The sequence below is a fragment of the Agromyces sp. NPDC055658 genome (assembly GCF_053618155.1).
Window position 1 is genome coordinate 54,456 of sequence record NZ_JBSHHD010000009.1, and the last position, 23,945, is coordinate 78,400.

A 23,945-nucleotide genomic window follows, 5' to 3' on the forward strand; every position below is an offset into this window, starting at 1 on the left:
GCGCGGGAGGGCGTCAGCCTGCGACCGGCTCGAGGCGCACGATGACGGCCTTCGAGACGGGGGTGTTGCTGCCGTCGGCGGCGCTCTCGAGGGGCACGAGCACGTTCGCCTCGGGATAGTAGGCGGCGGCGCAGCCGCGCGCGGTCGGGTACGCGACGAGGCGCTGGGCGGGCAGCACCCGGTCGGCCTGGCCGGGCCACTCGCTCACGACGTCGACGCGCTGCCCGTCGGCGAGTCCGAGCTCGGCGAGATCGTCGGGGTGCACGAACACGACGTCGCGGCCCTTCTTGATGCCGCGGTAGCGGTCGTTCAGGCTGTAGATCGTCGTGTTGAACTGGTCGTGCGAGCGAAGCGTCTGCAGGATGAGCCGGCCGGCCGGCCGTTCGAGGTGCTCGAGCTCGTTGACCGTGATCTGCGCCCTGCCCGTCGGGGTGTCGAACCGGCGCACCCGCGGTGAGATGGGCAGTTCGAAGCCGTTCTTCCTGCGGACGTCGTCGTTGTAGCGCTCGAATCCCGGCACGACGCGCGAGATCCGGTCGCGGATGAGGTCGTAGTCGCGCTCGAACTCGGACCAGGGGATGTCGGGCGCCTCGAGACGCTCCGCTCCAGCGGAGGCACCGGTGCCGCCGAGCGTCGCCTGCGCCATGCGGCACACGACCGCGACCTCCGAGAGCAGGCCCGGCGCCACCGGCGGGATCGCGCCGTGGCTGCCGTGCACCGAGCACACCGTGTCCTCGACCGAGACGAACTGCGGAACGCCGCCCTGCAGGTCGACCTCGGTGCGGCCGAGCACGGGCAGGATGAGCGCCTCCTCGCCCGTGACGACGTGCGAGCGGTTGAGCTTGGTCGACACCTGCACGGTGAGCTTCGCCCGCCGCATGGCCTGCTCCGCGACCTCGGTGTCGGAGATGGCGGCGACGAAGTTGCCGGCCATCGCGACGAACACGTCGATCTCGCCGTCGCGCAGCCCCTGCACGGTCTTCACCGCGTCGCGGCCGTGGTCGCGCGGCACGGGGAATCCGAACTCGGCCTCGAGGGCGGCGAGGAAGCGCTCGGGCATCTGCTCCCAGATGCCCATCGTGCGGTCGCCCTGCACGTTGCTGTGCCCGCGGATCGGGGCCGCGCCGGCGCCCGGCTTGCCCATGTTGCCGCGCAGGAGCAGGAGGTTGACGATCTCCTTGATGGTGTCGACCGACTTCTTCTGCTGGGTGAGGCCCATCGCCCACGTGACGATCACCCGGTCGGCCGCGAGGTACGCGTCGGCGAGCTCGTCGATCTCGGCCGAGCTGATGCCGGTCGCCGCGAGCACCTCGGCCTCGTCGAGGCCGGCCAGGTGCGTGCGGAAGTCGGCGAGCCCATCCGTGCAGGCGGCGAGGAACTCGTGGTCGAGCACGGTGCCGGGCGAGGCGTCCTCGGCGTCGAGCACCCGCTTCGAGACCGCCTGCAGCAGCGCCATGTCGCCGCCGGAGCGGATCTGGATGAACTGGTCGGCGAGCTTCGTGCCGCGTCCGATGACGCCGCGCGGGCGCTGCGGGTTCTTGTAGCGCATGAGCCCGGCCTCGGGCAGCACGTTGACCGCGACGATGCGCCCGCCGCGCCGCTTCTGGTCCTCGAGCGCCGAGAGCATGCGCGGATGGTTCGTGCCCGGGTTCTGCCCCATCACGATGATGAGGTCGGCCTGCTCGAAGTCGTCGTAGACGACGGTCGCCTTGCCGACGCCGATCGACTCGGTGAGCGCGGTGCCGGATGACTCGTGGCACATGTTCGAGCAGTCGGGCAGGTTGTTCGTGCCGTAGGCGCGCACGAACAGCTGGTAGAGGAACGCGGCCTCGTTCGACACCCGGCCGCTCGTGTAGAACGCGGCCCGGTCTGGGCTCTCGAGTGCACCCAGGCGCTCGCCGATGAGCGCGAACGCGGCCTCCCACGAGATCGGCTCGTAGTGGTCGGAGCCGGCCGGCTTGTGGACGGGCTCGACGAGCCGGCCCTGCTGGCCGAGCCAGTACTCGCTCCTGTCGAGCAGCGAGGTCAACGAGTGCTCGGCCCAGAACGAGGTCGGCACGGTGACGGGCGTCGCCTCCCACGTGACGGCCTTCATGCCGTTCTCGCAGAACTCGAGCGTGTGCCGGTGCTCGGGCGGGTCGGCCCAGGCGCAGCTCATGCAGTCGAAGCCGCCGTCCTGGTTGATCGTGAGCGACAGCTTCGCCGTTCGGCCGAGGCCCATGTCGTCGAGCGCGGGAACCATCGCGTGCACGATGGCGGGCACGCCGACCGCGGCGTCCTCCAGGTGCCCGACGTGGAGGTCGGGGTAGGGGTCGGTCGCGCGCTGTTCGTTCACGGTCACCTCGGCTGTGTGGGTGCGGGCACGCGGGCGGGCTCGCCCGGGCGGTCGGGTGCGGTCGCGCGGCCGTGCCTGCCGCCGCGGTCGGGTCGGGCGCTGCGGGATGCCGCGGCCGAGGCATCCGGGTGAGCCGTCGCGGCCGGCTCGACGAGCCGGTCGGGTCGCGAGTACGCCACCAGCGACGGGTCGCGCACGAAGCCGAGGAGGGTCAGGCCGATCTCGTTCGCGAAGTCGACGGCGAGCGACGACGGCGCCGACACGGCCGAGAGCGCCGGGATGCCGGCCATGCCCGCCTTCTGCACGAGCTCGAAGCTCGCGCGCCCCGAGACCTGCAGCACCATGCCGCGCAGGGGCAGCAGGGCTTCGCGGGCGGCCCACCCGACGACCTTGTCGACGGCGTTGTGGCGGCCCACGTCTTCGCGCACCACGAGCAGCTCGCCCGTTCGGCCGTCGAAGAGGGCCGCGGCGTGCAGGCCGCCGGTCTGGTCGAACACGTCCTGGGCGGCGCGCAGCCGGCCGGGCAGCGCGATGACGAGCTCGGGGTCGATGCGCACGGGGTCGTCGTCGACGGCGAAGGCCGAGCGCGTGCGCACCGCGTCGATGCTGGCCTTGCCGCAGACACCGCAAGCGCTCGTCGTGAGCCGGTCGCGGTGCAGCGAGGCGTGCGGTGGGGCGACCCCGGGGGCGAGCGTCACGTCGAGCACGTTGTAGGTGTTGGCGCCGTCGGCGCCCGCGCAGTGGATCGCACCCGCGACGTCGGTGCCGCGCACCACGACGCCCTCGGAGACGAGATAGCCGATCGCCAGGTCGACGTCGTGGCCAGGCGTGCGCATCGTGACCGCGAGCTGCGACCCGCCGACCCGTATCTCGAGGGGCTCCTCGACGGCGAGCAGGTCGTCGCGCCGACTCACCGACCCGCCGACCGTGACGCGTGTGATCCGCTTCCTCGCGGTGATCCTGCCCATCCCTCCTTGGTATCAGCATCGGTGGCCCGCGCAAAGCGCCGGACGTCCACCGATTCAGATGCCCGGCATCACCGATCGAGATGCCCGCTTCGCCGGGATACCGCAGCGCGCCCCCGCCCGACTGCCTAGCATGAACGCATGATCGAGCTCGGTGCCGTGGTGCTCATGGGCGGCCGTGCCTCACGGCTCGGCGGCATCGTCAAGGGCGACCTCGGCATCGACGGACGGACCCTGCTCGAACGCGCCGTCGACGCGGCGGCGCCCGCGGGGGAGATCGTCGTGGTCGGCGAGGCCGGACGATCGCGGTTGCCCGCCGCGGTCCTGGTCGTGCGCGAGGACCCGCCGTTCGGCGGCCCCGCCGCGGCCGTCGCCGCGGGGGTGCGCGCGCTGGGATCGGATGCCTCGGCCGTGCTGCTGCTCGCCGGCGACCTGCCGTTCGCGGTCGACGCGGTGCCGGGGCTGCTCGCGCAGTTCGGCGTGGTCGCGGGCCGCATGCGCGGGGCGGGCGACGCACGTGGCGAGGGCCCCGGAATCGAGGGGGCCGAGCGCGGAGCGCGCGACGCGGCCGACGGGGTGCGGGCAGTCGATGCCGAGGGCCGGGCGCAGCACCTGCTGTGCGTCGTGCGGCGGCACCCGCTCGAACGGGCGATCGCCGAGCTCGAGGCGCGCGGGCCGCTCGAGGGCAGTTCGATGCGGTCCCTCCTCGCGCCGCTGCGATTCGTCGATCTCGGGGTGCCGGGGACTGCCACCATGGATGTGGACACCTGGGCCGACGCGGAATCCGTCGGCGCGACCGGTGCGACCCGAGGGGAGACCCCATGACCGCGAACGACGACGACCTCGACCGCACCCTGCAGGAGTGGGCCGACCGGGTGCGCGCCGAGCTCGACCTGCCCGACGTGCCGCTCGACGTGAACGCCGTGCTCGGCGTCGCCGGTGTCGCGGCGCACGCGGTCGTGCGGCCGGCCGCGCCGATCACCACGTACCTCGCCGGCTACGCCGCCGGCGTCGCCGCCGCGCGCGGCGCGGACCCCGAGGCGGCCGCTCGCGACGCGCTCGACCGGGTGCGACGGCTCGCGTCGTCGTGACGGTGCACCGGGCCGGGCTCGACCTCGTGACCGCGCGGGCGCGAGCCGCTGCCGCGGCGCCCGACCTCGTCGTCGAGGAGGTGCCGCTGGATGCCGCGATCGGCCGGGTGCTCGCGGGCGACCTCGTCACGCCGATCCCGCTGCCGCACTACACCTCGTCGGCGATGGACGGCTGGGCGGTGCGGGGTCCCGGCCCGTGGCGGGTCGTCGAGGCCGACACCGCGGCCGCCGCGCCGTCCTCCGAGACGGAGCTCGCTCCCGGCGGCGCCGTCGTCATCGTGACGGGTGGGCTCGTGCCCGCAGGCGCCGAGGCGGTACTGCGGCGCGAGGCCGGTCGCGTCGTCGACGGGCGACTCGAAGCGGTCGGCGACCTCGGCCGGCGCGATGTCGCGGGCCGACGCCACCTCAGGGAGGCCGGCGCCGAGGCGAGGGCGGGGGAGGTCGTGCTGCCCGACGGAATGCCGCTGACCCCGCCGCGCATCGCACTCGCGGCCGCGACCGGTGTCGACCGCCTGGTCGTACGACGACGGCCGAGGGTCGCACTCGTGCTGACCGGGGACGAGGTCGTCGAGTCGGGGGTGCCGGCGCCCGGGCGCGTACGAGACAGCTTCCGAACGATGCTGCCCGCGATGCTCGACGCCCTCGGCGCCGAGGTCGTGGCGGTGCACCGCGCGGGCGACGACCTCGCCGCGACCGAGACCGCCGTCACCGCCGACGCCGCCGACCTCGTCATGACGACGGGTGGCACCGGCGGGTCGGGCGTCGATGTCGTGCGCGCCGCCGTCGACGGGCTCGGCGCCGAGTGGCTCGTGCCGTCCGTCGCGATCCGCCCCGGCGGGCCGACCTTCCTCGCACGAGCCGGGGGCCGGCTCGTGCTCGGGCTCCCGGGCAACCCCCTCGCGGCCGTGCTCGGACTCGTCGCGGTCGGCGGCCCATTGCTCGCGCGCTGGACCGGAGTGGGGGAGGCGCTCACCGAGGTCGTCGTCTCGGAGGCCCTCGACGGCGCCCCCGGCGCGACGCGTCTCGTCCCGGTCATCGTCCGCGACGGCCGGGCAGCGCCCGCTGCGCACCTCGGCACGGGAATGCTGCGCGGCCTCGCCGACGCCGACGCGATCGCCGTCGTGCCGGCCGAGGGGGTCGCCGCCGAGGCATCCGCCCTCGCCCTTCGCCTGCCGTGGTGACGGCGCGCCCCGTCGGCGGGGCGACCGCCCGGGCGCACGTGGTTCGGGAGGAAGAACCGCCCGGCACGCCGCGGCGAGCGGGCGACACGCGGGGCCAGACGCGGAAGTTCCGACCGAGCCGTTCTCCCGGAGGGACGCCCGGCGCCTGCGAGGGCCGGCCGAACGCGACCGTCCGGCCCGTCGACCGCTGATGCGGACGGGGGCCGGACGGGCGACGGGAGGGTCAGCGCGTGCGCTCGAGGACCGCTCGCGTCGAGGCCTCGGGGCGCAGGTCGAGGCGGCGCAGCAGCTGCGCGTTCGCCGCGACGATGACGGTCGAGAGGCTCATCAGGATCGCGCCGACCGACATCGGCATCACGAACCCGATCGGGGCGAGCACGCCCGCAGCGAGCGGCACCGACACGAGGTTGTAGCCGGCGGCCCACCAGAGGTTCTGGCTCATCTTGCGGTAGCTCGCCCGCGACAGCTCGATCACCGAGAGCACCGAGCGCGGGTCGCTCGACGCGAGGATGACCCCGGCGGAGGCGATCGCGACGTCGGTGCCGGCGCCGATCGCGATGCCGACATCGGCCTGGGCGAGCGCGGGCGCGTCGTTCACGCCGTCGCCGACCATCGCGACCGAGAGGCCCTCGCGCTGCAGCTCCTGCACCTTGGCGGACTTGTCCTCGGGACGGACCCCCGCGTAGACCCGGTCGATGCCGAGCTCGGCGGCGACCGTGCGGGCCACCGGCTCGGCGTCGCCCGTGATCATGACGACCTGCACACCGAGCGCGTGCAGCGCGTCGACCGCCTCGCGCGACTCGGGACGGATCTCGTCGGCGAGGGCGATCGCACCCGCGACGACGCCGTCGATCACGACGTGCAGCACGGTCGCGCCGGCCTCGGCCCAGGGCACGGATGCCTCGAGCACGTCGAGGCCCTCGCGCCGGAGCAGGCCGGGGCCGCCCACCTGCACGACGCGGTCGCCGACCTTCGCGCGCACTCCGATGGCGGCCGATGCCTCGAACTCGGTCGCGCCGTACACGGCCAGGCCGCGGTGGAACGCGTCGGCGACGATCGCCTTCGCGAGCGGGTGCTCGGAGTCCATCTCGGCGGAGGCGGCATCGGCGAGCACGGCGTCGAGGTCGAAGCCGGGGGCCGCCGCGGCATCCGTGACGGCCGGCTCGCCCTTCGTGAGGGTGCCCGTCTTGTCGAAGAGCACCGCGCCGACCGTGCGCATCGTCTCGAGGGCGAGGCGGTCGGTCACGAGCACGCCGCCGCGGGCCGCGCGCTCGGTCGCGATCTGCACGACGAGCGGGATGGCGAGGCCGAGGGCGTGGGGGCACGCGATCACGAGCACCGTGATGGTGCGGACGACGGCGTCGTCGGGGTCGCCGAGCAGCGTCCAGGCGATCGCCGTGATGACGGCGGCGCCCAGCGCGAACCAGAACAGCCAGCCCGCGGCGCGGTCGGCGAGGCGCTGCGCGTGCGAGCTCGAGGCCTGCGCCTGCGCGACGAGGCGCTGGATGCCGGCGAGCGCGGTGTCGTCGCCGACCGCGCCGACCCGCACGCGGATCGCGGTGTCGGTCGCGACGGTGCCTGCGACGACGTGGTCGCCGGGGCCGCGGCTGACCGTGGCCGACTCGCCCGTGATCATCGACTCGTCGATCGCCGCGGTGCCGTCGACCACCTCGCCGTCGGCCGGCACGCGCCCGCCGGGGCGCACGATCACGAGGTCGCCGACGCCCAGCTCGCTCGGGGCGACCGTCTCGGTCTCCGTGCCCGCCGAGCCCGTCGAAGGCTCGACCACCCGCTCGGCCTCATCGGGCAGGAGCGCGGCGAGGGCGTCGAGTGCGCTCGAGGCCTGCATGATCGAGCGCATCTCGATCCAGTGGCCGAGCAGCATGATCACGATGAGGAGCGCGAGCTCCCACCAGAAGTCGAGGTGATGGCTGACGAGCATGAGGCTCGCCGCGAGGCTCGCGAAGTAGGCGACCGTGATCGCGAGGCCGATGAGCAGCATCATGCCGGGCTTGCGGGCCTTGAGCTCCGACCAGGCGCCGGTGAGGAACGGCTTGCCGCCCCAGAAGTACATGACGGTGCCGAGCACCGGGGAGATCCACGGGACGATCGCGTTGTCGGGCAGCGAGTAGCCGAGGATCGAGGCGAACATCGGGCTGAACGCGATCGTGGGGATCGCGATGACGAGCATGATCCAGAACAGGCGGCGGAACTGGCCGACGTGATCGCCGTGGCCGCCGTGGCCGGACATGTCGTGCCCGGCGTGGCCGGCGTGCATGTCGTGGCCCGCGTGGGCGTCGCCGTGACCGGCGTGCGCGGCGTGGGGGGCATCGGTCGCGGTGCTCGTGCCGTGGCCGGCGTGCATGTCGTGGCCGGCGTGCGGGTCGTGCCCTGCGTGGCCCTCGTGCCCGGCGTGGCCTGAGTGGCCTGAGTGCGGGTCGTGCCCGGCGTGGCCCTCGTGCCCGGCGTGCGGGTCGTGGGTCACGGCCGCGGCGCCCTCGGCGTGGCCCGCGTGCTGCGCGTGGTGATGGCCTGCGTGGCCCTCGTGCGCGTCGTGCTCGGTGTGCGTCTCGTTCTGGCCGGCGCCCATCGCGTCCTCCTGTGGTCGTTCCCTCAGATTAATACCCCTAGGGGGTATCTGCAAGAGGGAACCGCAACCCGATTCCCACTATTCCGCATCGGAGTGCATCAGCGCTCGGCGAACACGATGGCGCCGTTCCGGGAAGGTCTGCTGTGATGGCGAGATGCAGATCCTGATCCTCGGTGGAACCCGATGGCTCGGTCGTGAGCTCGCCCGCGATGCGCTCCGGCGCGGACACGAGGTGACCTGCCTCGCGCGCGGCGAGGCGGGCGAGGTCGCACCCGGAGCACGGCTCGTCGTCGGCGACCGGTCGCGGGCCGACGCCTACGACGCGCTCGGCGACGCCGAGTGGGACGCCGTGATCGACGTCACGCGACAGCCGGGATTCGCGCGTCGCGCCGCCGCGGCGCTCGCCCAGCGGGCACGGCACTGGACGTTCATCTCATCGGGCAACGTGTACGCGCACCACGACGAACCGGGTGCCGACGAGACGGCTGAGCTCATGCCGCCCTCGAACCCGACGAGTCGACGCCCGAGACCTACGGCGAGGCGAAGTCGGCGATCGAATCGGCCTACCATGAGGCGCTCGGCGACCGGCTGCTCGTCATCCGGCCCGGCCTCATCGGCGGCCCGGGCGACGCCTCGGGCCGCACCGGTTACTGGGTCGCGCGCTCGGCGCGCGACGACGAGCCGATGCTCGTGCCCGACATCATGGATGCCTCGGCGCAGTTCATCGACGTGCGCGACCTCGTCGGCTGGACGATCGACTCCGTCGAGCGCGGGCTGACCGGTGCGTTCAACGCGGTCGGCGATCGCTCGACGTTCGGTGCGTTCCTCGACGCGTCGCGGTCGGTCGGCGGTCACCGCGGCGAGGTGCTGTCCGCACCCAGCGCGTGGCTCGAGCGGCAGGGCGTCGCCGAGTGGTCGGGCGAGGAGTCGCTGCCGCTCTGGATCATCGCTCCGACGTGGGCGTCGTTCCAGGATCGTTCGAACGCCGCGGCCCGTGCCGAGGGCCTCGAGCTGCGCCCGGTCGAGGAGACGCTCGCCGACCTGCTCGCATGGGAGCGCGAACAGGGACTGGATCGGTCGCGCGGTGCCGGACTCAGCGCCGCACGCGAGCGCGAGCTCGTCGCGGTGCTGCGTGCCGAGCGAGCGGATCGGCTCGTCGAGGAGTGAACCGGCGGGGCGCACTCGAGTACGGGTGCGCCGCGCCGCTCGTCCCGTCTCGAGGCTGGGAGCGACGGGCGCTCGACGACGGGGCTCGAGGGGCGCATCGCCCCGCCGGCGTGTGCGTCTTCCCGACGGGTCGGGCCTCCCGCCCTGCGGCCGGGCCGTCTGGGATGACAGACGGCGTGACCGCGCGAGGGCTGGGCGCGGACGCGGCCGACTCGTAGCGTGGGGGCATGGCCGACGTCGCACTCTCGAACGATCCCCTCTGGCCCCGCGCGGGAGACTGGCCCGCGCCCGAGTCGCTCGCGCCCGAGGCATCCGCTCGCCTCGCCCTGCTCGGCGTGCCGGCGTGGCGCACCTCGCTCTCGCCGACCGACGCGCACACGACCCCCGCCGCCGTTCGCCAGGCGCTGCGCCGATACAGCCCGGCGCTCGTGCCGAGCCGGCAGGAGGGCCGCGACGCCGTCGACCTCGGTGAGCAGGCCGTCGTCGACGCCGGCGACATCGTCGAGCCCGACGGCCCCGAGGGGGAGACGCGCACGCGCGCCCGGGTCGCCGAACTGCTCGAGCGCGCCGAGACCGTCATGGCGCTCGGCGGCGACAACTCGGTGACGGTCGCGACCGCGCTCGGCGCCTACGGCGACCGGCTCGACACCGCCGGCCTCATCACGATCGATGCGCACTACGACCTGCGCGACGGCGTCTCGAACGGGTCGCCCGTGCGCCGCCTCGTCGAGGCGGGCCTCGATCCGCGACGCATCGTGCAGATCGGCATCGCCGACTTCGCGAACTCCGCCGTGTACGCACGCCGCGCCGCCGAGCTCGGCATCACCGTCGTCCACCGCGACGAACTGCACGGCCGCCGGCCCGCCGATGTCATGGCCGAGGCGCTCGAGATCGCCGGCGCCGCGGGCGGCCCGGTGCACCTCGACATCGACGTCGACGCCTGCGACCGCTCGGTCGTGCCCGGATGCCCCGCGTCGATGCCCGGCGGACTCGCCGCGTGGGAGCTGCGCGCCCTCGTGCGCGCCGCGGGCGGCGATGCCCGCGTCGTCAGCGCCGACCTCGCCGAGGTCGACGCGAGCGCCGACGCACCCGACGGCCGCACGGTGCGGCTCACGGCGCTCTGCGTGCTCGAGTTCCTCGCCGGCGTGGCCTCGCGCTGAGCGGGCCGGCGTCGCCCGACATCCGGCCGTAGCGCGTCGCGCCGAGGAGTGACAGGCTGAGCCTGTACTCGACCGCCGCGCGGGCGGCGGTTCCCTCGAAGGGAGTCGCGATGTCGTTCATCACCCGGGGCTTCACCGGCCGCAGCCGAGAGCGCGACGATCGGCTGCCGCCGGGGCAGACGCTCGTGCACGACTTCCCGGTGCTGTCGGCCGGGCCGACCCCCGAGGTCGACACCGCCGACTGGGAGTTCACGATCCGCACCGAACACGGCGGCCGGCGGTGGAGCTGGGACGAGTTCATGCAGCTCGAGATCGAGGATGTCACGACCGACATCCATTGCGTCACGCACTGGTCGAAGCTCGGCACGAGCTGGCGCGGTGTCTCGCTCGACACCCTGTTCGCCGAGGTCGAGACCGAGTACGACTACGTGATGGCGCACAGCTACGGCGGCTACACGACGAACGTGCCCCTCGAGGAGCTGCTCGGCGGCAAGGCCTGGGTGGCCTTCGAGTTCGACGGCGAGCCGTTGGACCCCGAGCACGGCGGCCCGGCCCGGCTGCTCGTGCCGCACCTGTACTTCTGGAAGAGCGCGAAATGGGTGCGCGGGCTCGAGCTCATGCCCACCGACGACCCCGGATTCTGGGAGCAGAACGGCTACCACCTCCACGGCGACCCGTGGAAGGAGGAGCGCTACTGGTGAGCGAGGTGCAGCAGCTCCAGGCGGCGCCCCGCACCGCGTGGCACGTCGCCGAGGTCGCCGAGACGCGGCGCGAGACGCCCACGGCCGCGCGCATCTCGCTCGACGTCGTGGGCTGGCCGGGCAACCTCGCCGGCCAGCACCTCGACGTGCGCCTCACCGCCCCCGACGGGTACACCGCGACCCGCTCGTACTCGATCGCCTCGTCGGGCGACGGCGAGCGGGTGGTGCTCGCGGTGGATCGGCTGCCCGACGGCGAGGTCTCTCCGTTCCTCGTCGACGAACTGCGCGCCGGCGACCGGCTCGAGGTGCACGGCCCGCTCGGTGCGTTCTTCGTCTGGCGGCCCCCGGCCTCCGGCGCGGTCGGGCGACCCGTGCAGCTCATCGCGGGCGGTTCGGGCGTCGTCCCGCTCGTCGCCATCGCCCGCGCGCATGCCGACGCGGGCGATGCCACGCCGTTCCGCCTGCTCTACTCGGTGCGCACGCCCGACGACGTCTTCTTCGCCGCCGAGCTCGAGGCGGCGCGGCGCGGGCCGGCGCCGCTCGAGGTCGAGTTCGTCTACACGCGGAGCGCCCCCGACGGCTCGGGCGGCCCCGTCGGCCGGATCACGCGCGAGCGCCTGGCGGCCGCGGTGATCGGGGCCGATGCCGCGCCGATCGTCTACGTGTGCGGGTCGACCGGGTTCGTCGAGCGCGTCGCCGCGTGGCTGATCGAGCTCGGCCACGACCAGGCGGCCATCCGCACCGAGCGTTACGGAGGAACCTGATGCAGCACTTCGACGGCAATCTGCTCGCGGGCCCGCTCGCCGAGGTGTTCGCGTTCGACCCGACGACGGCGCGGGCGCGCTGCAACGGCTGCGGGGCCGTCGCCGAGCTCGCGACCGCCCTCGTCTACCGCAGCGGCGCGGGCAGCGTCGCCCGCTGCCGAGGCTGCGGCGCCGTGCTGCTCAGCCTCGTCGAGGGCGACGGCCGCCGCTTCGTCAACTTCACCGGCACCGGCGCGATCGAGATCACCACGGCAGGAAGGGACGACGCATGAAGACGCTCTACCTCGTGCGACATGCCAAGTCGGACTGGGGAGACCCGTTGCTCGAGGACCACGACCGTCCGCTCAACGAACGCGGCCTGCGCGACGCCCCGGCGATGGGGCACCGCCTCGCCGAGCGGGGCGTGAACCCCGACCGCATCGTGACGAGCACCGCCGTGCGCGCTCGCAGCACCGCTCGGCTCCTCGCACGGACCCTCGGCATCGGCGACGACCACGTCGTCGAGGACGACCGGCTCTACGGGGCGACGGCGTCCCGCATCCTGAACATCGCCTCGGGGCTCGACGACGCCATCGGCACGGCGATGCTCGTCGGACACAATCCGGGCATGAGCGACGCCGTCGGCGAGCTCACCGGCGAGTGGGTCGAGCTGCCGACGTGCGCGGTCGTCGAGTGCCTGGTCGACGTCGACTCATGGGCCGAGCTCATCGAGGGCACGGGCGACCTGGCAGCGGTCGACACGCCCAAGGGCCAGCTCCGCTGACATCGGGGTGCCCGCGCGATCCGGCGAGCGGTCGACGGCCGGGATGACTCGCGCCGACGCGCCGGGCCCGCCGGCGCGGCTCAGGCGATCGGTGCGCCGGCGGCCCAGACACGGCGCACGATGGGCACGCCGGGGCGGTATGCGAGGTGCAGGTAGCTGGGGGCGTCGAGCTCGACGAGGTCGGCGCGCATGCCTGGGCGGAGCGCGCCGACGTCGGAACGGCGCAACGCCTTCGCACCGGCGGCCGTCGAGGCCCAGAGCGCCTCGGCAGGGGTCATGTTCATGTCACGCACTGCGACCGCGATGCAGAACGGCATCGAGCTCGTGAAGCACGACCCCGGGTTGCAGTCGCTCGCGAGCGCCACCGTCACCCCGGCCTCGATGAGCCTGCGCGCATCGGGGTACGGCTGCCGGGTCGAGAACTCGACGCCCGGCAGGAGCGTCGCGACGGTGTCGGACGAGGCAAGCGCCGCGACATCCTCGTCGCTCAGGAAGGTGCAGTGGTCGACCGAGGCGGCGCCGAGCTCGACCGCGAGGCGGACGCCGCCGCCCTCGCCGAGCTGGTTGCCGTGCACGCGGATGCCGAGCCCGGCGTCGCGTCCGGCCTCGAGCACCCGGCGCGACTGTTCGGGCGAGAACGCGCCCCGCTCGCAGAAGGCGTCGATCCAGCGCGAGTGCGGCGCGCACGCGTCGAGCATCTCGCCGATGACGACGTCGACGTAGGCATCGCCCGCCGCGACGGGGTCGCCGTCGAAGCGCGGGTCCTCGCGGAACTCGAACGGCACGACGTGCGCACCGAGGAAGGTGACCTCTGAGGTGACCTCGCGGGCGAGGCGTACGAGGCGCTCCTCGTCGGCGACGCTGAGCCCGTAGCCCGACTTCACCTCGAACGTCGTCGTGCCCTGCGCGTGCAGCTCGGCGACGAAGCCCGTGAGCCGGGCGCGCAGCTCGTCGTCGGTCGCGGCGCGGGTGGCGGCGACGGTCGACCTGATGCCGCCCGCCTCGTAACGGCGCCCGGCCATGCGGGCGGCGAACTCCTCGGCGCGGTCGCCGCCGAACACGAGGTGCGTGTGGCTGTCGACGAAGCCTGGGATGACGGCGCGCCCGCCCGCGTCGACGAGCTCGACGCCCGACTCGGGCGTGTGGGCGGATGCATCGGCGGCGGCGCCGACCCAGGTCACTTCGCCGTGCTCGACGAGCACTGCGGCGTCGCGCACGATGCCGAGGGGGCCGCCCTCGCGGCCGGGCTGCTCGTCATTGGTGACGAGCTCGCCGATGTTCGTGATGAGCGTGGCCCGAGGCATCCTGGTCGCCTTTCGATCGTCGTGCTGAGTTCGAGTCTCTCAATCGAGCGGGCGATCTCGGCGGCGCGATCGCGGTGCGATGCGCTGGGATCGCCCACTCGACGGAGGAGGGGAGCGGAGGAGGAGCCGCTCAGCCCTCGAGCATCGGCACGTCGACGCCGCGCTCGCGCGCGACCTCGATCGCCCGCTCGTAGCCGGCGTCGACGTGACGGATCACGCCCATGCCGGGGTCGTTCGTGAGCAGCGCCGTGAGCTTCGCCGCGGCGAGCTCGGTGCCGTCGGCGACGGAGACCTGGCCCGCGTGGATCGAGCGGCCGATGCCGACGCCGCCGCCGTGGTGGATCGACACCCAGGTCGCGCCCGACGACGCGGCGGTGAGGGCGTTGAGGAGGGGCCAGTCGGCGATCGCGTCGGAGCCGTCCTTCATGGCCTCGGTCTCGCGGTACGGCGAGGCGACCGAGCCCGAGTCGAGGTGGTCGCGGCCGATCACGATCGGCGCCTTCACCTTGCCCTCGGCGACGAGCCGGTTGAAGAGCAGGCCGGCCTTGTGGCGCTCGCCGTAGCCGAGCCAGCAGATGCGGGCGGGCAGGCCCTCGAACTCCACGCGCTCGGCGGCGGCGTCGAGCCACTTGTGCAGGTGCGCGTTCTCGGGGAACAGCTCCTTGATCGCCTCGTCGGTGACGCGGATGTCCTCGGGGTCGCCCGAGAGCGCGACCCAGCGGAACGGCCCGAGGCCCTCGCAGAACAGGGGACGGATGTACGCCGGCACGAAGCCCGGGAACTCGAACGCGCGGTCGTAGCCGCCCTTGCGCGCCTCGTCGCGGATCGAGTTGCCGTAGTCGAAGACCTCGGCGCCGGCGTCCTGGAACTCGACCATGGCCTGCACGTGGTGCGCCATCGACGTCTGCGCCTTGCGGGTGAAGCCCTCGGGGTCGTCCTGCGCGGCCTGCTTCCAGTCGGCGACCGAGATGCCCTCGGGCAGGTAGGCGAGCGGGTCGTGCGCGCTCGTCTGGTCGGTGACGACGTCGACGGTCAGCTCGCCCGCGCGGTGGCGGCGCAGGATCTCGGGGAAGACCTCGGCGGCGTTGCCGACGTAGCCGACCGACCAGCCGCGGCGCTCCTCCTTGGCCTTCAGCACCTTGGCGATCGCGGTGTCGAGGTCGGTCTCGACCTCGTCGAGGTAGCGCTTGCCGGCGCGTCGGCGCAGGCGCGTCTCGTCGCCGTCGACGATGAGGCAGGCGCCGTCGTTGAGGGTGACGGCGAGGGGCTGGGCACCGCCCATGCCGCCGCAGCCGCCGGTGAGGGTCAGCGTGCCGGCGAGGGGACCCTCGCCGTCGCGAGCCGCCGCACCGCCGAGCGCGCTGCCGCGCCCCTCGCGCTTGAGCTTCTCGCCCACGGCCGCGAAGGTCTCGTAGGTGCCCTGCAGGATGCCCTGCGAGCCGATGTAGATCCACGAGCCGGCGGTCATCTGGCCGTACATCGTGAGGCCCTCGGCCTCGAGGCGGCGGAACTCGGGCCACGTCGCCCAGTCGCCGACGAGGTTCGAGTTCGCGATGAGCACGCGGGGGGCCCACACGTTGGTGCGGAAGACGCCGACGGGCTTGCCCGACTGCACGAGCAGGGTCTCGTCGGCCTCGAGGCGCTCGAGCGTCTTCGTGATGGCGTCGAACGCCTCCCAGTTGCGGGCGGCCTTGCCCGTGCCGCCGTAGACGACGAGGTCCTCGGGGTGTTCGGCGACCTCGGGGTCGAGGTTGTTCATGAGCATGCGCAGCGGCGCCTCGGTCTGCCAGCTCTTCGCGGAGAGCTCGGTGCCGCGAGGCGCGCGGACGGTGCGCGTGGTGGTCGTTGCGTCGGTCATGATTCGATGGTCGCGCACGTGCGGCACTGCGACAACGGATGCCGCGGGGCGGGCGTCTGGGATCCCAGAACTAGCCCGTGGTGGCGTACGACTCGCCGGGAAGGCGCACGGTCACGACGAGCCCGCCGCCCGGCCGGGTCACGAGGGCGAGTTCGCCGTCGTGGGCCTCGACGATCGCCCGCACGATCGAGAGGCCGAGCCCGGCGCCCGAGCCGTTGCCCGTGCGCTCGCCGTCGAGCCGGCGGAAGGGCTCGACCAGGCGGTCGAGCTCGTACGGGGCGATCGGCCGGCCGGTGTTCGTCACCTCGAGCAGGGCCCTGCCCGAGGCATCCGTGCGCGTCGTCACCCGCACCCACCCGTCGGCGGCGAGGTTGTGCCGCACCGCGTTGTCGACGAGGTTGCGCACGAGCTGCTCGAGCAGCACCGGGTCGCCCGCCGTCGGGGCCTCGTCGGCGATGAGCTCGATCGGCGGGGCGGCGGGGTCGCCCGTCGTGCGAGCCCGCACCTCGTCGACCACGTGCTCGGCGACGTCGGCGAGATCGACGAACCGCCGTTCGCCGAGCTCGCGCTCGGAGCGGGCGAGCAGCAGCAGCCCGTCGATGAGCCGTTCGTGCCGCGCGTTCACCTCGAGCAGGGTCTCGCCGAGGAGCTTCAGGTCGGGCGAGGCGTCGGGCCGCTCGGCGGCGACCTCGATGAGGGCCCGATTGAGGGTCAGCGGCGTGCGCAGCTCGTGCGAGGCGTTCGCGATGAACCGCCGCTGCGCGTCGAACGCGGTGTCGAGGCGCGCGAGCATGCCGTCGAACGTCTCGGCGAGCTCGGTGACCTCGTCGCGCGGACCCGTGAGGTTGATGCGCTCGTGCATGCGGCGGTCGGCGTCGGGCGCGTCGGCGATGCGGCGCGCGGTCTCGGTGATCGTCGAGAGCGGGCGCAGCATGCGCCCGGCGACGAGCCAGCCCATCCATGCCGCGATCGCGCCGACCACGACGACCGCGATCGCGCCCTGGGTGATGAGGGCGCCGAGCGCCTCGTCGCGCGCCGCGCCCACGATCTTCACCGTGTACAGGTAGTTCTGCTCGGCGCCGGCGGGCGGCGTCGGCGCGGCCGGGTCGAACGAGGGCGCCTCCTCGCCCGGTGCGGTGCAGCAGTAGGAACTGCTCACGATCGACGCGTCGCCGATGAGCCGTTGCTGCACGAGCGCCCAGGTGAGCACGAGCATCACGAGGCCCGCGACGAGGAACAGCAGGCCGTAGACGACCGTCAGCCGGGCGCGCAGGGTGAGCCGGAACCGTCTCATCGGATGCGATACCCCACGCCGGCCTCGGTCTCGATGATCGAGGCATCGCCGAGCTTGCGGCGCAGCTTCAGGATGGTGATGCGCACGACGCCCGTGAACGGGTCGATGTTCTCGTCCCACGCCTTCTCGAGCAGCTGCTCGGCGGACACGTATGCGCCGTCGGCGCGCAGCAGCTCGACGAGCACCGCGAACTCCTTCTTCGACAGCGGCACGTACCGGCCGTGGCACACGACCTCGCGGTGGTGGGTGTCGACCCGCACGCCGGCGCGCTCGAGCACGGGCGGCGCGGCGGGCCGAGAACGCCGGCCGAGCGCCTCGACGCGCGCGCCGAGCTCGGCGAACGCGAACGGCTTCGGCAGGTAGTCGTCGGCGCCCATCGCGAGGCCCGCCACCCGGTCGTCGACCGTGCCGGCCGCGGTGAGCATGAGCACGCGCGTCGGCATCTCGGCGGCGGCGATGTGGCGGCACACGTCGTCGCCGTGCACGACGGGCAGGTCGCGGTCGAGCACGACGAGGTCGTAGTCGTTGACGTCGACCCGTTCGAGCGCGCTGCCGCCGTCGCCGACCACGTCGACCGCGTGCGCCGCGTTCCGCAGCCACTCGGCGACGGCACCGGCGAGCAGCGGCTCGTCCTCCGCGACCAGGATGCGCATCTGCCCATTGTCGCCGGTCGGCGCGTTACCGGGGCGTTAGCGCGCACGGTCACGACCGGGAAACGGCGGCTGGGGTGTGCTGGGCAGACCCGGGGCCGCGGCGGCCCCGCTCGACGGAAGGACCTCGGATGCCTCGCCCCAGCCGGCTCGCGACCCCGATGCTCGGCGTGCTCGTCGTCACCGCGGCACTCCTGCTCGCCGGGTGCACGGCCGACGCGCCGCCGTCGGTCGCGTCGCTCGACGACCCGGATGCCCCGGGCATCGCCGGCCTCGCGTCGACGACCGAACCGGCGCTCGATCTCGACGGCGACCCCCGCGGCCTCAGCGAGTGCATGGCCGAGCAGGGGGTGCCGATCCCGATGCCGACGCAGGACGGACATTCGTTCACGTACCGGTACCCCGAGGGCGTGCCCATCGAGGAGGTCGACGAGGCGCTCGCCGCCTGCGCCCGCTTCATGCCGGGCGCCGGCGCCCCGCCCGAGCACGACCCCGAGCAGCTCGCACGGCTGCGGGAGCTCGCCGAGTGCATGCGCGAGCACGGGGTCGACGACTACCCAGATCCGCGTCCCGACGGCGTCATCGACATCCCGCCCGGGAGCCCGATCGATCCGACCGCCCCCGACTACCTCGCCGCCCAGGCGGCCTGCGTGCACAGCGACCGCTGACACGCCCACACGAAAGGACTCGACATGTTCCGCACACATCGGCGGGAGGCATCCCTCTCGGTCGTCATCGCCCTCGCGGCCGCGCTGGCACTGGCCGGCTGCACACCCGCGGCGTCGGGGGTCGCCTCGCTCGACGGCGACCCGCAGGCGCAGCAGTCGTCGCCACCGGGCGGCGACGACGGTGACGGCGGCGGCGGGGGCGACGGCGACCAGGTGGCGTTCGCCGAGTGCATGCGCGAGCACGGCATCGACATGCCCGACCCCGACACCGAGGACGGCGGGTTCGCGATCGCGATCCCCGAGGGATCCGATCCCGACGAGGTCGACGCGGCGATGGAGGCCTGCAAGGAGTTCATGCCGAACGGCGGCGAGATGCCGAAGCCGAACGCCGAGCAGCTCGCCCAGATGCGCGAGTTCTCCGAGTGCATGCGCGACGAGGGCATCGAGGGATTCCCCGACCCGAGCGCCGACGGCGGCCTCCGGATCGACTCGGACATGGGTTTCGACCCCGAGAGCGACGAGTTCCGCGAAGCCCAGGAGAAGTGCGGCGAGTCGATGCCGAAGCCCAAGGGCGAAGACGGCGGGCCGGCGACGAGCGAAGGCGGCGAGTCGTGAGCACGCGGGCACGACTCGGCTGGATCGGGCTCGGCCTGCTCGCCGTGGCGGGCGTGGGAGTGACCGCGGCGGCCGCGAGCGGGTTCGGGTTCGCCCCGGCCGCCGCGACGCCCGCGCCGGCCGCCCCCGAGACGGGCGAGGTCACGCGGGGCGACCTCATCGCGACGACGACGGAATCGGGCGAGCTCGCGAACGCGGGCGAGACCGTGCTGCGCGCCGACGGCGGCACCCTCACGTGGCTGCCCGCGGCCGGCGCCGTCGTCGAGCGCGGCGGTCAGCTCTACCGGGTCGACGACGCACCCGTCGTGCTGCTCGTCGGGGCGATGCCCGCCTACCGGGTGCTCGCGCCGGGAACCTCGGGCGCCGACGTGCGCCAGTTCGAGGAGAACCTCGCCGCGCTCGGCTACACGGGCTTCGACGTCGACGACGACTACACGTGGGCCACCGCCGACGCGGTCGAGGACTGGCAGGAGGCGCTCGGCGTCGACGAGACCGGCACGGTCGAGCCGTCGCGCATCCACTACGCGGGCGGATCGGTGCAGGTGACCTCGGTCGCGGCCGCCGTCGGCGACGCGGCCGCAGGCGAGGTGCTCACGACCGCGAGCACCGACCGCGTCGTGCAGGTCGACCTCGACGAGACGGATGCCGCGTACGCAGTCGTCGGCGCGGTCGTCGAGGTCGCGCTGCCCGACGGAACGACGTTCCCCGCCACGGTCACCTCGGTCGAGACCGTCGTGATCCCCGGTGAGGACCCGCCCATGGGCAACGGCGACACGACCGTGCTCCGGGTCACCGCGACCCCCGACGACCCGGCCGCCGTCGGTGCGGCCGGCGGGTCTACCGCCGAGGTGGCCTTCACCGCCGAGACCCGCGAGGGCGTGCTCAGCGTGCCCGTGACGGCGCTGCTCGCGCTCGCCGAGGGCGGCTACGCCGTCGAGGTCGTGCGCGGCGACGGCACCGAGCTCGTCGGCGTCGAGACGGGGCTGTTCGCCGACGGGCGGGTCGAGGTCGCCGGCGCCGGCATCGCCGAGGGCGACACGGTGGTGGTGGCGTCGTGAGCGCGATCGTCGAGCTTCAGGCCGTCGGCAAGTCGTACGACGGCGTCACCGCGCTCCGTGGCGCGAGCCTCTCGATCGACGCGGGCGAGTTCACGGCGATCGTCGGGCCCTCGGGGTCGGGCAAGTCGACCCTGCTGCAACTCATCGGCACGCTCGACCGCCCGACCGAGGGCGTCGTGCGGGTCGACGGCCACGACACCGCGCAACTCACCGACCGGCAGCTGTCGGGCCTGCGGGCGCACCGCATCGGGTTCGTCTTCCAGCAGTTCCACCTGGCGGCCGGCGTGCCCGCGATCGACAACGTCGCCGAGGGCCTGCTCTACCAGGGCGTCGGCACCGCGAAGCGGCGTGAGCTGGCGGGGGAGGCGCTCGAACGCGTCGGCCTCGGGCACCGGCTGCGCCATCGTCCGCACGAGCTGTCGGGCGGTGAGCGCCAGCGCGTGGCGGTCGCCCGTGCGATCGCGGGGCGCCCTGGCATCGTGCTCGCCGACGAGCCGACGGGCAATCTCGACTCGGCCTCCGGCGGCGAGGTGATGGGCCTGCTCGAGGGACTCAACCGCGAGGGCACGACCGTCGTCGTGATCACGCACGACCACGACATCGCGGCCCGGGCGCGGCGACGCATCGCCCTGCGCGACGGGGAGGTGCAGCCGTGAGCCGGCGTGCGCCCGAGGCATCCGGCCGGAAGGTGCCGCCCGCACCTGCGGAACCGCGGTCACCCGCGGAGCTGCCCGCACCCGCGCGCCTGCGCGCGGGCGACGTGCTCCGCGTCGGCGGCGCGGGGCTGCGGGCACGGCCCCTGCGGGTCGTGCTGTCGGCCCTCGGCATCGCGATCGGCATCGCCGCGATGATCGCGGTCGTCGGCATCTCGAGCTCGAGCCGCGCCGAGCTCGAGCGGCAGCTCGACCGGCTCGGCACCAACCTCCTGGCCGTGGCGCCGGGCAACGACCTCTTCGGCGAGGCCGCCACGCTGCCCGACGAGGCGCCCGCGATGATCGAGCGCATCGGACCGGTGACCGACGTCTCGGCGCTCGGAACCGTCGAGGCGAAGGTGTACCGCAACGAGTTCATCGACCCGAACGAGTCGGGCGGCATCGCCACCTACGCCGTCGACCTCGACATGCCCGAGACCGTCGGCGCCGAACTGGCCGACGGCGACTGGCTCAACGCCGCGACCGAGCGCCATCCGGTCGTCGTGCTCGGGTCGGCCGCCGCCGAGCTGCTCGGCATCGACCGGGCCGGCGCCGACGTGCGGGTGCTCATCGGCGGCGAGTGGTTCACGGTCGCGGGAATCCTCGCGCCCGTGCCGCTCGCGACCGAGCTCGACACCGCGGCGCTCATCGGCTGGCCGGTCGCCGAGGCGCTGCTCGACTTCGACGGGCACCCGACGGCCGTCACGGTGCGCACCGACGAGGACGCCGTCGACGCCGTGCGCGACGTGCTCGCCGCGACCGCGAACCCGACGAGTCCCAACGAGGTGCAGGTCTCGCGCCCCTCCGATGCGCTCGTGGCGCGGGCGGCGGCCGACCAGGCGTTCACGGGGCTGCTCGTCGGGCTCGGGGCGGTGGCCCTGCTCGTCGGCGGCGTCGGCGTCGCGAACACGATGGTGATCTCGGTGCTCGAACGCCGTGGTGAGATCGGCCTGCGCCGATCGCTCGGTGCGACGCGCGGGCACATCCGCGCGCAGTTCCTCACCGAGTCGCTGCTGCTCGCGCTCGTCGGCGGGGCGGCCGGGGTGATCGTCGGCGTCGTCGCGACGACCGTGTACTCGCTGCTGCAGGGCTGGCCGACGCTCGTGCCGATCTGGGCCTCGGTCGGCGGGTTGCTCGCGACCGTCGTCGTCGGCGTGGTCGCGGGGCTCTACCCGGCCATCCGGGCGTCCCGGCTCTCGCCGACGGAGGCGCTCGCGACGGCGTGAAGGCCTCGCCGTCGGCGGGGGCCGGCGTGCGGGATGGGAACAGCCCCCGGGCCTGGTCGGCCCGGGGGCTGTTCGGTGGTGCGGGATGCCGCGGGCCCGGTCGTGCGGCTCTCGGACGCGCGGCGCTGTCGCCGGTCGACGCCGTCGGCGAGCCTGCGTGGCCGGCCTCGACGACCGAAGCCCGAGGATCAGCCGAGTTCGATGCCGCGTGCGGCCATGAACGGGATCGCGTCGACCGCGCTGCCGTCGATGCGCACCTCGAAGTGCAGGTGGCAACCGGTCGATGCGCCGGTCGAGCCGACGGCACCGATGAGCTCGCCTGCTTCGACCTTCTGGCCGGGGGTCACGAGGATGCCGCCGTCGATGAGGTGCGCGTACCCGGTCGAGATGCCCGACCCGTGGTCGATGAGCACCCAGTTGCCGTACGTGCCGTTCGCGCGGGCCTCGACGACCGTGCCGCTCGTCGCCGCGTAGACGGGGTTGCGGCAGCCCGTCGCGAGGTCGGTGCCGCGGTGGAAGTCGTTGACGCCCGCCAACGGCTTGTCGGGGCGGGGGCCGAACCCGTCGGTGAGGTTGCCCGTGACCGGCAGCGACCAGCCCTGGTCGCTCAGCTGGCCCGAGTCCGTCGGCAGCGTCTCGATGAACGCGACGCTCGACGACGCGACGCGCGTCTTCAGGCCGGAGAGCGCGGCTCGCGCAGCGGTGACGGCGTCTTGCGCCCGCTCGACCTTGCGCTCGGCCGCCTCGACGTCGATCGCCTCGACGTCGGCCCAGGCCTCGTCGGCGCGTTCCTGCGCGGCATCGGCTTCGGCGTCGCGCTTCGCGGTGATCTCGAGCAGCTGTTCGGTGTCGCCGGCGATCTCGCTGACGCGGGCGACGCCGCCGAGCCCGGCGAGCAGGTCGTGCCCCGAGCCGAACGCGGCCTCCATGGAGTTCAGCGAGGCGTTGCCGCCCTTCGACGCCGCGACGTATACGGCCGCCGCGGCGTCGGCCTTCTCGCGCGCCTGCTCGGCGAGCGACTGCATGTGCTCGGCGATGCCGCGCGCGACCTCGCGCGTGGAGCGGACCGCGGCGAGGTCGGCCTCTGCGTCGCGGAGCGCGGCGACCGCCCGGTCGAGCTTCGCCCGTGCCTGCAGCATCGGACCGACGCTCGAGTCGACCCCGCTCGAGATGCGGGCGAACGGTCCGTCGCCGATGAGCACGACGGGCGCGCGCGGCGACGTCGTCGGGGCGCCGGTCGTGGGAGTCGTCGGCGTCGGCGTGCCGGTCGGCGTCGGCGTGTCGGTCGGAGTGGGCGTCGGCGTCGGAGTGGGAGTGGGAGTCGGCGTCGGCGTCGGAGTGGGAGTCGGCGTCGGAGTGGGAGTCGGCGTCGGAGTGGGCGTCGGGGTGGGCGTGGGAGTCGGCGTCGGGGTGGGCGTCGGCTCGGGGGTCGGCGTCGGCGTGGGAGTGGGCGTGGTGGTCGGGTCGTCCGTCGGCGTTCCCTCGCCGTCGGTCGCCCCGGTGTCGCCCCCGCTCGTGCCGTCGCCGGTCTCGGTCGTGCCGCCATCGGCCGGCGCGGGATCGCTCGCCGGGTCGCCCTCCGCCGCGGTCGTGTCGGTCGTCGCCTCGACCGTGCTCGTCGCGTCGGCGGTACCGGTCGCGTCGGTGCCCGTGGCGTCGGTGCCCGTCGCGTCGGTGGTCGTGCTGGTCGCCTCGACCGGAGCCGCCTCTTCGGCGATCGCCGGGGTCATGCCCCCGACCCCGATCAGCACCGCCACCGCGGCGGCCGCGATCGCAGTACCGCTGGGGCGCGTACGTCGCGCGCGAAGCGGGTCGTGCTGGATCAAGGCGAAGCGGTGGGGCATCAGGGTTCCGTCCGGTCGT

At 73.9% G+C, this 23,945-nt stretch carries 23 protein-coding genes; 15 read left to right on the plus strand and 8 right to left on the minus strand.

Annotation, left to right across the window (positions count from 1 at the left end):
• Nucleotides 1-13: 13 nt before the first annotated feature.
• Nucleotides 14-2,341: an FdhF/YdeP family oxidoreductase gene (locus tag ACWGPE_RS06340; RefSeq protein WP_376930631.1), complete on the minus strand. Its 2,328-nt coding sequence runs from the start codon at nucleotides 2,339-2,341 to the stop codon at nucleotides 14-16.
• The gene (gene fdhD / locus ACWGPE_RS06345) at nucleotides 2,338-3,303 is read right to left on the minus strand and encodes a formate dehydrogenase accessory sulfurtransferase FdhD (protein WP_452048364.1); all 966 of its coding nucleotides are present in this window, start codon (nucleotides 3,301-3,303) and stop codon (nucleotides 2,338-2,340) included. The genes ACWGPE_RS06340 and fdhD overlap by 4 nt, the downstream gene beginning before the upstream one ends.
• A gap of 138 nt (nucleotides 3,304-3,441) precedes the next feature.
• Here fdhD and mobA point away from each other — a divergent pair, with 138 nt between their 5' ends.
• The 3 genes from mobA to ACWGPE_RS06360 are packed head-to-tail and all read left to right on the plus strand — an operon-like array spanning nucleotide 3,442 to nucleotide 5,572.
• Nucleotides 3,442-4,125: a molybdenum cofactor guanylyltransferase gene (gene mobA, locus ACWGPE_RS06350; RefSeq protein ID WP_452048365.1), complete on the plus strand. Its 684-nt coding sequence runs from the start codon at nucleotides 3,442-3,444 to the stop codon at nucleotides 4,123-4,125.
• Nucleotides 4,122-4,391, plus strand: coding sequence for a DUF6457 domain-containing protein (locus ACWGPE_RS06355; RefSeq protein ID WP_231429742.1), 270 nt, complete (start codon nucleotides 4,122-4,124; stop codon nucleotides 4,389-4,391). The genes mobA and ACWGPE_RS06355 overlap by 4 nt, the downstream gene beginning before the upstream one ends.
• Nucleotides 4,388-5,572: a molybdopterin molybdotransferase MoeA gene (locus ACWGPE_RS06360; protein WP_452048366.1), complete on the plus strand. Its 1,185-nt coding sequence runs from the start codon at nucleotides 4,388-4,390 to the stop codon at nucleotides 5,570-5,572. The genes ACWGPE_RS06355 and ACWGPE_RS06360 overlap by 4 nt, the downstream gene beginning before the upstream one ends.
• 223 nt (nucleotides 5,573-5,795) lie before the next feature.
• On the opposite strand, the gene ACWGPE_RS06365 is transcribed toward ACWGPE_RS06360, so the two are convergent.
• The gene (locus ACWGPE_RS06365; protein WP_452048367.1) at nucleotides 5,796-8,162 is read right to left on the minus strand and encodes a copper-translocating P-type ATPase; all 2,367 of its coding nucleotides are present in this window, start codon (nucleotides 8,160-8,162) and stop codon (nucleotides 5,796-5,798) included.
• 154 nt (nucleotides 8,163-8,316) lie between these two features.
• Here ACWGPE_RS06365 and ACWGPE_RS06370 point away from each other — a divergent pair, with 154 nt between their 5' ends.
• From ACWGPE_RS06370 to ACWGPE_RS06400, 7 genes are all read left to right on the plus strand, one after another.
• Entirely contained in the window at nucleotides 8,317-8,940 is a 624-nt protein-coding gene (locus tag ACWGPE_RS06370; RefSeq protein ID WP_452048368.1) for an NAD-dependent epimerase/dehydratase family protein, read from the plus strand.
• On the plus strand, nucleotides 8,847-9,329 hold the full coding sequence (locus ACWGPE_RS06375) for a hypothetical protein (RefSeq protein WP_452048384.1): 483 nt from the start codon (nucleotides 8,847-8,849) through the stop codon (nucleotides 9,327-9,329). Before ACWGPE_RS06370 ends, ACWGPE_RS06375 begins: the two co-directional genes overlap by 94 nt.
• 227 nt (nucleotides 9,330-9,556) lie before the next feature.
• Nucleotides 9,557-10,489: an arginase family protein gene (locus ACWGPE_RS06380; protein WP_231429746.1), complete on the plus strand. Its 933-nt coding sequence runs from the start codon at nucleotides 9,557-9,559 to the stop codon at nucleotides 10,487-10,489.
• Nucleotides 10,490-10,599: 110 nt separating this feature from the next.
• Nucleotides 10,600-11,190, plus strand: a complete 591-nt coding sequence (locus ACWGPE_RS06385) for a sulfite oxidase-like oxidoreductase (protein WP_452048369.1) — start codon at nucleotides 10,600-10,602, stop codon at nucleotides 11,188-11,190.
• Entirely contained in the window at nucleotides 11,187-11,954 is a 768-nt protein-coding gene (locus tag ACWGPE_RS06390) for a ferredoxin reductase (RefSeq protein ID WP_376930626.1), read from the plus strand. The genes ACWGPE_RS06385 and ACWGPE_RS06390 overlap by 4 nt, the downstream gene beginning before the upstream one ends.
• Entirely contained in the window at nucleotides 11,954-12,226 is a 273-nt protein-coding gene (locus ACWGPE_RS06395; RefSeq protein WP_231429749.1) for a DUF6510 family protein, read from the plus strand. Before ACWGPE_RS06390 ends, ACWGPE_RS06395 begins: the two co-directional genes overlap by 1 nt.
• Nucleotides 12,223-12,717: a SixA phosphatase family protein gene (locus tag ACWGPE_RS06400; RefSeq protein WP_231429750.1), complete on the plus strand. Its 495-nt coding sequence runs from the start codon at nucleotides 12,223-12,225 to the stop codon at nucleotides 12,715-12,717. The genes ACWGPE_RS06395 and ACWGPE_RS06400 overlap by 4 nt, the downstream gene beginning before the upstream one ends.
• Nucleotides 12,718-12,797: 80 nt before the next feature.
• On the opposite strand, the gene hutI is transcribed toward ACWGPE_RS06400, so the two are convergent.
• The 4 genes from hutI to ACWGPE_RS06420 form a co-directional block, all read right to left on the minus strand.
• Nucleotides 12,798-14,021, minus strand: a complete 1,224-nt coding sequence (hutI, locus tag ACWGPE_RS06405; RefSeq protein ID WP_231429751.1) for an imidazolonepropionase — start codon at nucleotides 14,019-14,021, stop codon at nucleotides 12,798-12,800.
• 130 nt (nucleotides 14,022-14,151) lie between these two features.
• Nucleotides 14,152-15,879 carry a urocanate hydratase gene (locus ACWGPE_RS06410; RefSeq protein ID WP_452048370.1) on the minus strand — a complete coding sequence of 576 codons (1,728 nt, stop codon included), beginning with the start codon at nucleotides 15,877-15,879 and terminating at the stop codon, nucleotides 14,152-14,154.
• Nucleotides 15,880-15,949: 70 nt separating this feature from the next.
• Entirely contained in the window at nucleotides 15,950-17,173 is a 1,224-nt protein-coding gene (locus ACWGPE_RS06415; RefSeq protein ID WP_231429753.1) for a sensor histidine kinase, read from the minus strand.
• Complete coding sequence (locus tag ACWGPE_RS06420; RefSeq protein WP_231429754.1) at nucleotides 17,170-17,826, minus strand: response regulator transcription factor; 657 nt, start codon at nucleotides 17,824-17,826, stop codon at nucleotides 17,170-17,172. Before ACWGPE_RS06420 ends, ACWGPE_RS06415 begins: the two co-directional genes overlap by 4 nt.
• 128 nt (nucleotides 17,827-17,954) lie before the next feature.
• Between ACWGPE_RS06420 and ACWGPE_RS06425 the strand changes: the two genes are divergently transcribed.
• From ACWGPE_RS06425 to ACWGPE_RS06445, 5 genes are read left to right on the plus strand one after another with little or no spacing between them, the layout of a single operon-like run.
• On the plus strand, nucleotides 17,955-18,491 hold the full coding sequence (locus ACWGPE_RS06425; protein ID WP_231429755.1) for a hypothetical protein: 537 nt from the start codon (nucleotides 17,955-17,957) through the stop codon (nucleotides 18,489-18,491).
• A 24-nt stretch (nucleotides 18,492-18,515) separates the two neighbouring features.
• Nucleotides 18,516-19,106 carry a hypothetical protein gene (locus tag ACWGPE_RS06430; protein WP_231429756.1) on the plus strand — a complete coding sequence of 197 codons (591 nt, stop codon included), beginning with the start codon at nucleotides 18,516-18,518 and terminating at the stop codon, nucleotides 19,104-19,106.
• Entirely contained in the window at nucleotides 19,103-20,164 is a 1,062-nt protein-coding gene (locus ACWGPE_RS06435; protein ID WP_275505244.1) for a peptidoglycan-binding protein, read from the plus strand. Before ACWGPE_RS06430 ends, ACWGPE_RS06435 begins: the two co-directional genes overlap by 4 nt.
• On the plus strand, nucleotides 20,161-20,820 hold the full coding sequence (locus ACWGPE_RS06440) for an ABC transporter ATP-binding protein (RefSeq protein ID WP_231429758.1): 660 nt from the start codon (nucleotides 20,161-20,163) through the stop codon (nucleotides 20,818-20,820). Before ACWGPE_RS06435 ends, ACWGPE_RS06440 begins: the two co-directional genes overlap by 4 nt.
• Nucleotides 20,817-22,082, plus strand: coding sequence for an ABC transporter permease (locus tag ACWGPE_RS06445; protein WP_231429759.1), 1,266 nt, complete (start codon nucleotides 20,817-20,819; stop codon nucleotides 22,080-22,082). Before ACWGPE_RS06440 ends, ACWGPE_RS06445 begins: the two co-directional genes overlap by 4 nt.
• Nucleotides 22,083-22,270: 188 nt before the next feature.
• Here the strand turns inward: ACWGPE_RS06445 and ACWGPE_RS06450 are convergent, their stop codons facing one another.
• On the minus strand, nucleotides 22,271-23,812 hold the full coding sequence (locus ACWGPE_RS06450) for a M23 family metallopeptidase (RefSeq protein WP_452048371.1): 1,542 nt from the start codon (nucleotides 23,810-23,812) through the stop codon (nucleotides 22,271-22,273).
• Between the last annotated feature and the right edge of the window lie 133 nt (nucleotides 23,813-23,945).